A 10,826-nucleotide genomic window follows, 5' to 3' on the forward strand; every position below is an offset into this window, starting at 1 on the left:
TCAACACCTCGTGTACCGCTGGTCGGCATTGCACAACGCACCACAGTGACCCTTTTCCTCACACGTACATCGCCCGGAACGAACAGTGCACCATTATCGCCTCACCTCTCGCCTCGCACCGACCACGCCGCCGCGTCGACGACGACTCGTCGGACGTCCGGGTGCCCGCCGGACGGTTGCCCGTCGGTGAGCACCAGGACCTCGAGGTCCTCGAGCTCCTCCACGTCGAGGTCCTGCGCGGAGGAACCCGACATGAAGGCATGAGTCACCCATTCGTCGGCCAGAACCTCGGTGGCGTTACCGGCGGGTAGGGCGGTGGCTACCGTCACCGCACCGGCGGTGAGGGCCACGAGCAGTTCCGTCACCGCCCACACGCTGGTCACCGGCTCGGTGCACACGGTCCGCGATTCATACGTCACACCGAGGAGTTCTCGGTCCCTGTCGGCGAGAGCCACGACCTCGCCGTGGGTGACCACGAGCGTGGCGTCCGCGGCGACGACGGCGGGGTCTTCCGGCGCGAGGCGCCGGACCCGCTCGGCGTAGCCCACCGGCCGCCCGGACTGCGCCTCGATCCGTTCGCCGGCGGTGTCGAGCACGATCCACGCGACGCTGTCGGGCAGCGCGTCGACGAACTCCGACGTGGTGACGCCCACCTTGGCCGGCAGCTCCGACGGCTGGAGAGCCGCCGAGGTGGGGTCGACCGGTGTGAGCGCGGCCCCGGACTCGAGCACCGCCCACGCCGCGACGACCGCATCCACCGAGCGGGGCAGGGCGACCGGCACCCGGTGGCCCGGGCCGACGCCCTCGGCGATGAGCACCCGCGCCAGCCGCGACGCTCGCTCGGACAGCTCGCCGTACGTGGTCTCCTCCCCCTCGTCGGCGACGGCAGGGGCCTCGGGATCGGCCTCGACCACGGCGGCCAGCACCTGCGGCACGGTGCGGTCGCTCGGGGTCACCGCACCCGCCGCATCCGTCGCCGGTCCCTCGGCGGGACGCGCGCCGAGCAGCTGGGCGCGCTCCTCGTCGGAGGCGATCTCGATGTCGCCGACCACCGCGCCGGGATCGGCCGCCACCGCCTCGAGGACACGGAGGAAGCGCTGTCCCAGCAGCCGCGCGGTGGACTCGTCGAACAGATCGGTGGCGTACGTCAACAACGCCTCGAGCTCACCGGTCGACGTCGGGACGAGCGTGAACTGCAGATCGAACTTCGCGGCGGGCTCCACGCCGGGCACACCGGTGACGGTCAGGTCGGGTAGCGCGAGCCCCGCCTGCTGCTGGTTCTGGAACGAGAGCACCGACTGGAACAGCGGGTGCCGCGCCGTCGACCGCGCGGGTGCGACGGCCTCGACCACGCGCTCGAACGGCACGTCGGCGTTGCCGAACGCCGACAGGTCGATCTCCCGTGCCCGTGCCAGCACGTCCGTGAACGTCATCGACGACGCGAGTTCGGTCCGCAACGCCAGCGTGTTGACGAACATGCCGACGAGGTCGTCGAGCGCGGCCTCGCCGCGGCCCGCGATCGGGGTGCCGACCGTGACGTCCCACGTCCCGCTGAGCCGGGCGAGCAGCACCGCGAGCGCACCGTGCGTCACCATGAACAGCGACGCCCCCGCGTCGCGGGCCAGCGACTCGAGCGCGGTGTGCAGTTCGGCCGGGACCGTGAAACCGATCTCGGCGCCGCGCATGGACTGCACCGGCGGTCGGGGCCGGTCGGTCGGCAGCTCGAGCAGATCCGGCGCCCCGGCCAGCGTCCGGGACCAGAAGTCGAGCTGGGTGGCCGCCACCGTGCCGGGGTCGTCCGCGGACCCGAGTACCTCCCGCTGCCACAGCGCGTAGTCGGCGTACTGCACCGCGAGCGGCGCCCATGCCGGCGCCTCGCCGGCAGCGCGGGCTGCGTACGCCGTCATGAGGTCCCGCGCCAGCGGTGCCATCGACACGCCGTCGGCGCTGATGTGGTGGACGACGAAGGCGAAGACGTGGAGCTCGTCCGCGAGGCGGAACAGACCGGCGCGCAGGGGAACTCCGGTGGTGACGTCGAAACCGCGATCGAGGAGGCCGGTGACCCGCTCTCGGAGGGCCGATTCGCCGTTGACGTCGACCGGCGTCAGGTCGATGTCCACGTCGTCGACGGGCACAACCACCTGGTGCGGGCCTTCGGCATCTTCCGGGTAGTACGTGCGCAGCGCCTCGTGCCGCACCAGGACGTCCCGCAGCGCCGCCTGCAGCGCGCTCGCGTCCAGAGCGCCCGTCAACTGCATTGCGAGCGGAATGTTGTACGTGGTCGACTCCGGCTCCAGCCGGCTGAGGAACCACATGCGCTGCTGAGCGAGGGACAACGGCACCCGCGCCGGACGCGGTCCCGCCGTCAGCGGCTTCCGCGCACCACCACCCGCGAGATCCTGAATCCGCGACGCCAGAGCCTCGACGGTGGAGTCCTCGAACAACACGCGCACCGGCACCGTCGCATCGAACGCCGCACCCAACCGCGACACCACCTGCGTCGCGATCAACGAGTTACCACCCAACGCGAAGAAGTCGTCGTCCAGACCCACCCGGTCCACACCGAGGATGTCCGCGAACACGCCCGCGACGATCTCCTGCGTCGGCGTCGTCGGCGCTCGGAACACCGCAGCTTCGAACACCGGCTCCGGCAACGCCTTCCGATCCAACTTGCCCGACGCATTCAACGGGAACGCATCCAGGATCACGAACACCGACGGCACCATGTACGACGCCAACGACCGCGCCAGGCCGGCCTTGGCCTGCTCGACATCGAGGGACGCATCGGCCGCGGGCACCACATACGCGACCAACTGCTCGTTGCGCACCAGCACCACGGCCTGAGTGATCCCTGGCAACGACAACAGCGCGGTCTCGATCTCCCCCAACTCGATCCGCAGACCCCGCAACTTCACCTGGAAATCCGTACGACCGATGTACTCGAGCTCACCCGAGCCGTTCCACGACACCAGATCACCCGTGCGATACATCCGCTCACCCGGACCACCGAACGGGTTCGCCACGAACCGATCCGCCGTCAGATCCGCACGCGAAACATACCCACGGGCCAACTGCACACCCGCCAAATACAACTCACCCGCAACACCCACCGGCACCGGATGCAACCGCCCGTCCAGCACCAACACCCGCGTATTCCACACCGGCGCACCGATCGGCACACCCGCCGCATCCGCCGCCGTCACCTCGTGGAACGTCACATCCACCGCAGCCTCGGTGGGGCCGTACAAATTGTGCAACGCCGCCGACGGCAACACCTCACGCAACCGCGCCGCCGTCGACGCCGGCAACGCCTCACCCGACGCGAACACCAACCGCAACGAACCCACCCGCGCCGCAGCAGGATCGGCCAAGAACACCGACAGCATCGACGGCACGAAATGCGCCGTCGTCACGCCACGCTCGACCATCGTGCGCGCCAGATACGCCGGATCCCGGTGCCCGTCCGGAGCTGCCACCACCAACCGCGCACCCACCTGCAACGGCCAGAAGAACTCCCACACCGACACATCGAACGTGAACGGCGTCTTCTGCAACACCACATCATCCGCGCCCAGACCGTACTCGGCCTGCATCCACACCAGACGATTCACAATCGCCGCATGCCCGACCGCCACACCCTTCGGCCGACCCGTCGAACCCGACGTGAAAATCACATACGCAGTGTTGCCCGAACGCAGCGGCGCACGCCGCTCCCCGTCCCCGACCGGCGCATCCGAGAACCCCGACACATCCACGGTATCGAGCTCGACGATCCGCTGCCCGTCGGGCAGACCCGAACGATCACGCGAAGTGCTCAGCAGCAGAACGGGATTCGCGGTCGTGAGAATGTAGCCGTTACGCTCCGCAGGCTGATCCGGATCCACCGGCACATAACCGCCACCCGCAGCCACCACCGCGTACATGCCCACCAACAGATCCACCGACCGGCGCATCGCCAACCCGACCAGCGAATCCGGACCCACACCCTGACCGATCAGCCACCGCGCCGTCCGATGCACCCGCGCCGCGAACTCACCGTACGACAGCGACTCGCCCTCGAACACCACCGCAACCGCATCCGGCGTCCGCGCCACCTGCGCCTCGAACAGATCCACCAACGTCGCATCCGCCACCGGATGCTCGGTGGAGTTCCACCGCTCGAGCACCAGTGACCGCTCGTCGGCCTCGAGTAGATCGAGGTCGCCGACGCCGGTGCCAGGCTCCGCCGTCACCGTGTCGAGGACTCGGACGAACCGCTGTCCGAATGCCCGCATCGTGGACTCGTCGAACAGATCGGTCGCATACGTGAGCGCCACGGACAGTCCGTCCGGCGTCTCCGACAGCGTCACCTGCAGGTCGAACTTCGCGACCGCGGCGTCGAAGTCGACACCGGACACGGTGAGCCCCGGGAGTTCGAGCGAGGTCTGCCCGAGGTTCTGGAACGTGAGCATCACCTGGAACAACGGATGCCGTGCCTGCGACCGCGCCGGATCGAGCACCTCGACGAGCCGCTCGAACGGAACGTCCGCGTGCGCGAACGCCGCCAGATCCGTCTCCCGGACCTGCGCCAGCAACTCCCCGAACGACGCCGCGCCGTCGACCTCCGCCCGCAGCACCAACGTGCCCACGAACATGCCGATCACGTCGTCGAGCACCTGCTCGCCCCGACCGGCGATCGGCGTACCCACCGCGATGTCCGACGTGCCACTGAGCCGCGCCAACAGCACCGACAACGCCGCATGCACCACCATGAACGGGGTGACGCCCCGCTCTCGGGCCAGTTCGCCGATGGCGGACGACAGCCCGGCGGGGAGGGGGAACTGGTGCACCGCACCACGGTTCGACGCGACCGCCGGCCGGGGACGATCGGTCGGCAGGTCCAGTTGGTCCGGCAGTCCCGCGAGGGCGCGCTTCCAGTAGTCGAGCTGGGTCGAGATCGCCGACTCGGGGTCGTCCTCCGAGCCGAGCACGTCGCGCTGCCACAGCGTGTAGTCGGCGTACTGCACCGACAGCGGCGTCCAGGCGGGCGCAGTCCCCGCCGCGCGGGCCGCGTAGGCGGTCATCACGTCACGGGTCAACGGTCCCATCGAGAAGCCGTCGGCGGCGATGTGGTGCACCACCAGCGCCAGCACGTGCTCGGTCGGCGACAGCGCGAACAACCGGATGCGCACCGGGAGGTCGGTCGTCAGGTCGAATCCGGTCGCGACCATCTGCTGGACGAGCGCCGGCAGCTCCGCCTGCTCGACCGTCTCGACCGGCACCGTGACCGCGACCTCGGACGCGGGGAGCACGGACTGGTAGCCGACCCCGTCGCTTTCCGGGAACACCGTGCGCAGCGACTCGTGCCGTGCGAGAACGTCGCCGACGGCCGCCGTGAGGGACTCGACGTCGAGGTCACCGGACAGCCGGATGGCGAGCGGGATGTTGTTCACCGCCGACTCCGGTTCGAGCCGATTGAGGAACCACATGCGCTGCTGCGCGAGCGAGAGCGGGATCCGCTCGGGGCGCGGACCCGCGACGAGCGCCTTGCTCCGGCCGGCGCTGGACCCGGTCAGGTGCGCGGCAAGTCCGTCGACGGTGGACGCGTCGAACAACAGCCGGACCGGGACCGTGGTGTCCAGGGCGGCGCCGAGCCGTGCCGCCACCTGCGTCGCCAGCAGCGAGTTGCCGCCCAGCGCGAAGAAGTCGTCGCCGAGCCCCACCCGGTCGACACCGAGAACGTCGGCGAACACGGCCGCGACCGCTTCCTCGACCGGGGTGGTGGGTGCACGGAACTCGGCGGCCTCGAACTCCGGCTCCGGCAGGGCCTTGCGATCGAGTTTGCCGCTGCCGGTCAGCGGGAGCCGGTCGAGGACCAGTACCGCCGACGGAACCATGTAGGAGGTGAGCGATCGACCCGCGAAGTCCTTCAGCTCGCTCGCGTCGACCGTCCGGTCGTCGGCGGCCACGACGTAGGCGACCAGCTGGTCGCGCACCACCAGCACCGCAACCTGGGTCACCGCGTCGTGCGCGGCCAACACGGCCTCGATCTCGCCGAGTTCGATGCGGAAGCCGCGCAGCTTCACCTGGTCGTCCGCGCGGCCGACGTACTCGAGCACCCGGTCCGAGGTGGCGCGCACGACGTCGCCGGTCCGGTACAGGCGCGATCCGGTGGCGCCGAACGGGTTGGCGACGAACCGTTCCGCGGACAGCGCGGGACGGCCGAAATATCCGCGCGCCACTCCGGCACCGGCGAGGTACAGCTCACCGGGGACGCCCGCCGGCACGGGCCGCAGGCGACCGTCGAGGACGTACGCGTCGGCGCCCCGGATGGCCCGACCGATCGTGACGGGCTCTCCGGGGACGAGGGCGTCGGAGATGTTGGACGCGACGGTGGCCTCGGTGGGGCCGTACGCGTTGAACATCCGGCGACCCGGCGCCCATCGTGCGACGAGTTCGGCCGAACAGGCCTCGCCGCCGACGACGACGGTGCGCAGTGCGTCGAGGCCCGTCGGGTCCACCGAGGCCAGCGCGGCCGGCGTGACGAACGCATGTGTGACGTGCTGTGAGCGCAGCAGGTCGGCCAACTCGTGACCGCCGTAGACGGAGGTCGGGGCGATCACCATCGTCGCGCCCGCACCGAACGCCATCAACAGCTCGAGGATCGACGCATCGAAGCTGGGCGACGCGAAATGCAGGGTGCGGGAGTCGGACTCGATGCCGTAGCGCTCCACCTGCTCGGCGGCGAAGGCCGCCAGTCCGGTGTGCGGAACCACCACGCCCTTCGGCACACCCGTGGAACCGGACGTGTAGATGACGTAGGCGGCGTCGGCGACGCGCAGCGGGGCCGTGCGGTCCGCGTCGCTCACCGGGGCACCCGATCGCGCGGCCACCTCGTCCGCCGTCGCCGCGTCGTCGAGCACGAGCCACGGCACTGCGTCGGGGAGGGCGCCGACGTGCTCGGTACGCGTGATGCCGAGGAGCGCACGAGAATCCGTGACCATGTGCGCGACCCGGTCGGCCGGGTAGTGCGGGTCCACCGGCACGAAGGCGGCACCGCTCTTGGCGGCGGCCCACACGGCGACGACCGACTCGACCGAGCGAGTGAGGGCGACCGCGACCACCGATTCGGGGCCGGCGCCGCGCGCGATCAGTTCGCGCGCGAGTCGCGACGACTGCTCGTCCAGGTCCCGGTAGGTGACGGTCTGCTCGCCCGAGACGAGTGCGGCCCGCGTCGGATCCGCGCTCGCGGCAGCGGACAGGATCTGCGGCAGCAGCCGGGGCTCGGGTCCCGGGAGACCGGCGGCGGTCGCGGCGCGGGTCTCGGCCGCGTCGAGGATCTCGATGTCACCGACGACCACGGACGGGTCGGCGGCGACCGCGTCCAGCACGCGCTCGAAGCGGGTCGCGAACGCGCGCATCGTCGATTCGTCGAACAGGTCGGTCGCGTACGTGAGGTCGACGTCCAGACCGCCGGACTCGGACGCCGCCAGGGTGACCGCGAGGTCGAACTTCGCGACGGCGGTGTCGAAGTCGACGCCCGACACGGTGAGGTCGCCGAGCGCGAGTTCGGTGCGGTCCATGTTCTGGAACGACAGCGCCACTTGGAACAGCGGGTGCCGCGCCTGCGACCGCGCCGGACTCAGAACCTCCACGAGACGCTCGAACGGCACGTCGGCGTGCGCGAACGCCTCCAGGTCGGTGGACCGCACCCGGGCGAGCAGGTCCGCGAAGGCGGCGCCGGGGCGGACGTCGGCCCGCAGGACGAGGGTGCCCACGAACATGCCGATCAGGTCGTCCAACGCCGCCTCGCCGCGACCGGCGATCGGGGTGCCGATGGCGATGTCCGACGTGCCGCTCAGGCGCGCCAGCAGCACCGACAGCGCGGCGTGGACGACCATGAACGGGGTGGCGCCGTGCTCGCGTGCGACGGCGTCCAGCCGGTCGGACAGCTCGGCGCCGATCGAGAAGCGGTACGACGCACCGCTGTTCGACGCCACGGCCGGGCGCGGTCGATCCGCCGGCAGCTCCAGACGGTCCGGCAGGTCGGCGAGTTCGCGGCGCCAGTAGTCCACCTGCCGCGCGATGAGCGATTCCGGATCGTTCTCGTCGCCGAGCACCGCGCGCTGCCACAGCGCGTAGTCGGCGTACTGCACCGGCAACGGCTCCCAGCCCGGGACGGCGCCGGCCGACCGCGCGGCGTACGCGGTGACGATGTCGCGGGTGAGCGGGCCGAGCGAGAACCCGTCGGCGATGATGTGGTGGACGACGACGACCAGCACGTGCTCGGTGGGCGCGATCGCGAACAACCGCACTCGCAGCGGCACCTCCGCGGCCACGTCGAACCCCTGCGAGATCGTCGCGGACACGGCCTCGGCGATCTCGCCCTCGGTCACCGGCACCGGATCGAGGTCCACGGTGACCCGGTCCGCGGGCAGGACGACCTGCTGCGCGGCGCCGTCGTGTTCGGGGAAGACCGTGCGCAGCGACTCGTGGCGCGCGACGACATCGGCGACGGCCGCCCGCAGCGCTCCCACCTCGAGCGTTCCCGACAGCCGGATGGCGGCGACGATGTTGTTCACCGCAGACGCGGTGTCGAACCTGTTGAGGAACCACATCCGTTGCTGCGCCAGCGACAGCGGCACGGTGTCGGGACGGTCCTGTGCCACGAGCGGTGCCCGGGTGCTGCCACCCGCGGCCACCTGGGCGTCCACCAGCGCGGCGAGTTCGGCGACGGTGGGTGCGTCGAAGAAGTCCCGGACGTCGATCCGGATGCCGCGGTCGGCGTTGATCCGGGCGACCACCCGGGTGGCGCTCAGCGAGTTGCCGCCGAGCGCGAAGTAGTCGTCGTCGACACCGATCCGCTCGGCGCCGAGGACCTCGGCGAACGTCGCCGCCAGCATCTCCTCGGTGGGTGTGCCGGGGGCCCGGTACTCGCGGGCGAGCGACGAGAAGTCGGGGGCGGGAAGCGCTGTGCGGTCGAGCTTGCCGCTGGCGTTCAGCGGGAACTCCGCGAGTGCGACGTACAGGGACGGGACCATGTACTCGGGCAACCGCGCGCCGACTGCGGCGGCGAGCTCGGTGCGCTCGACGTCCTCGCCGCCGTCGGTGACGACATACGCCACCAGGTGATCACCGAGGTCGGGATCGGAATGCACCACGACGACGGACTGCGACACCGCCGGATGGTCGAGCAGCGCCGACTCGATCTCACCGAGCTCGATGCGCAGACCGCGCAATTTCACCTGGAAGTCGGTGCGGCCGATGTACTCCAGCTCACCGGAGCGACCCAGCTTGACGAGGTCACCGGTGCGGTACATCCGGTCACCGGGCGCACCGTAGGGGTCGGCGACGAAGCGATCGGCCGTCAGGTCGGGCCGCTTCAGGTAACCGCGGGCGAGCTGGACACCCGCGAGGTACAGCTCGCCCTCGTTGCCGGCGGGGACGCGGCGCAGCCCCTCGTCGAGCACGTAGAGGCCGGTGTCGGCCACGGCCCGTCCGATCGGCACCGTGGCGGTGTCGGCCGCGGTCACCTCGTGGTACGTGACGTCGACCGCGGCCTCGGTGGGGCCGTAGAGGTTGTGCAGGGCGGTGGTCGAACCGAGGACGTCGCGGAAACGTGCGGCGGTCTGCGGCGGCAGCGCCTCGCCGGACGCGAAGACGTTCCGCAGCGTCGTCACCTCCCGCGCCGAAGGCTCGGCGACGAAGACCGACAGCATCGACGGCACGAAGTGTGCGACGGTGACGCCCCGTTCGACCATCACCCGCGCCAGGTAGGCGGGGTCGCGGTGGCCGTCCGGGGCCGCGATCACGAGCCGCGCGCCGGCCTGCAGCGGCCAGAAGAATTCCCACACCGACACATCGAACGTGAACGGCGTCTTCTGCAGCACGACGTCGTCCGCCGTCATCGGGTACGCGGTCTGCCGCCAGCGCAGGTTCGCGACGATCGCGCCGTGTCCCACGGCCACGCCCTTGGGCCGGCCCGTGGACCCGGACGTGAAGATCACGTACGCGACGTGGTCCTCCGTCAGCGGTGCGAGGCGCTCGTCGTCGGTGACCGGATCGGCGGACAGGTCCGCCAGGTCGAGGCCGTCGATATCGAGGACCGGTACGTCGGTGTCGAGTGTCAGGCCGTCCCGCCCGGTCGTGAGTACGACGGCGGGCTCGGCGATGTCGAGGACGTAGCCGAGGCGGTCGGCCGGGTGATCGGGGTCGAGGGGAACGTACGCACCGCCTGCCTTGACGATCGCGTACATGCCGACGAGGAGATCGAGGGATCGCCGGATCCCGAGCCCCACGGTGCGGTCCGGTCCGACACCGAGAGCGATCAGGTGCCGGGCCAGCCGGTTCGCCCGCGCATCGAACTCGGCGTACGTCAGGGTCCGGCCGTCGAATTCGAGCGCCACGGCGTCGGGGGTGGCCGCCACCTGGCGGTCGAACAGCGACGCGAGCGTGTCGGCCGTCGGTGCCGGCGCGGACGCACCCTCACCGAGGACCAGCGTGGCGTCGGCGAACACGCTCTCGAGCACCCCGGCCAGTCCGCCGTGCTCGGCGGACTCGAGCAGTCCGGGAACGAGGTTGGACAGCACCACCGGCACCAGCGAGTCGATGCCCAGCACGCCGCCCATCGCCGCGTCGAGGGTCTCGATCTCCGCCTTCAACTGCGCGTAGGTGACGGTGGTCTCGCCCAGGGTGAGCGCGACCCGGTCCGGCTCCACCGCGGTGACCCCGGCGAGCAACCGGGGCAGGTCCTCGACCGTCACAGCGCCGGCTCCAGGCTTGTTCGCCGCCATCTACTCTCGTCCTCCCGACATCTACGTCCATCTCCGATCGCCCGATCCGGGGGA

Annotated in this window: 1 protein-coding gene; it reads right to left on the reverse strand. The window is 70.8% G+C overall.

Annotation, left to right across the window (positions count from 1 at the left end; genetic code table 11):
• Positions 1 to 101 precede the first annotated feature (101 nt).
• Positions 102 to 10,772, reverse strand: a complete 10,671-nt coding sequence (locus tag E7742_RS13855; protein WP_137799469.1) for a non-ribosomal peptide synthetase — start codon at positions 10,770 to 10,772, stop codon at positions 102 to 104.
• Positions 10,773 to 10,826: the final 54 nt, after the last annotated feature.

Origin of the sequence: Rhodococcus sp. SGAir0479 (genome assembly GCF_005484805.1) — a bacterium.
GTDB lineage: Bacteria > Actinomycetota > Actinomycetes > Mycobacteriales > Mycobacteriaceae > Prescottella.

Bases quoted from the DNA above. Each gene is read 5' to 3' on its own strand.
- E7742_RS13855 (WP_137799469.1), bottom strand. From the start codon at position 10,772: ATGGCGGCGAACAAGCCTGGAGCCGGCGCTGTGACGGTCGAGGACCTG.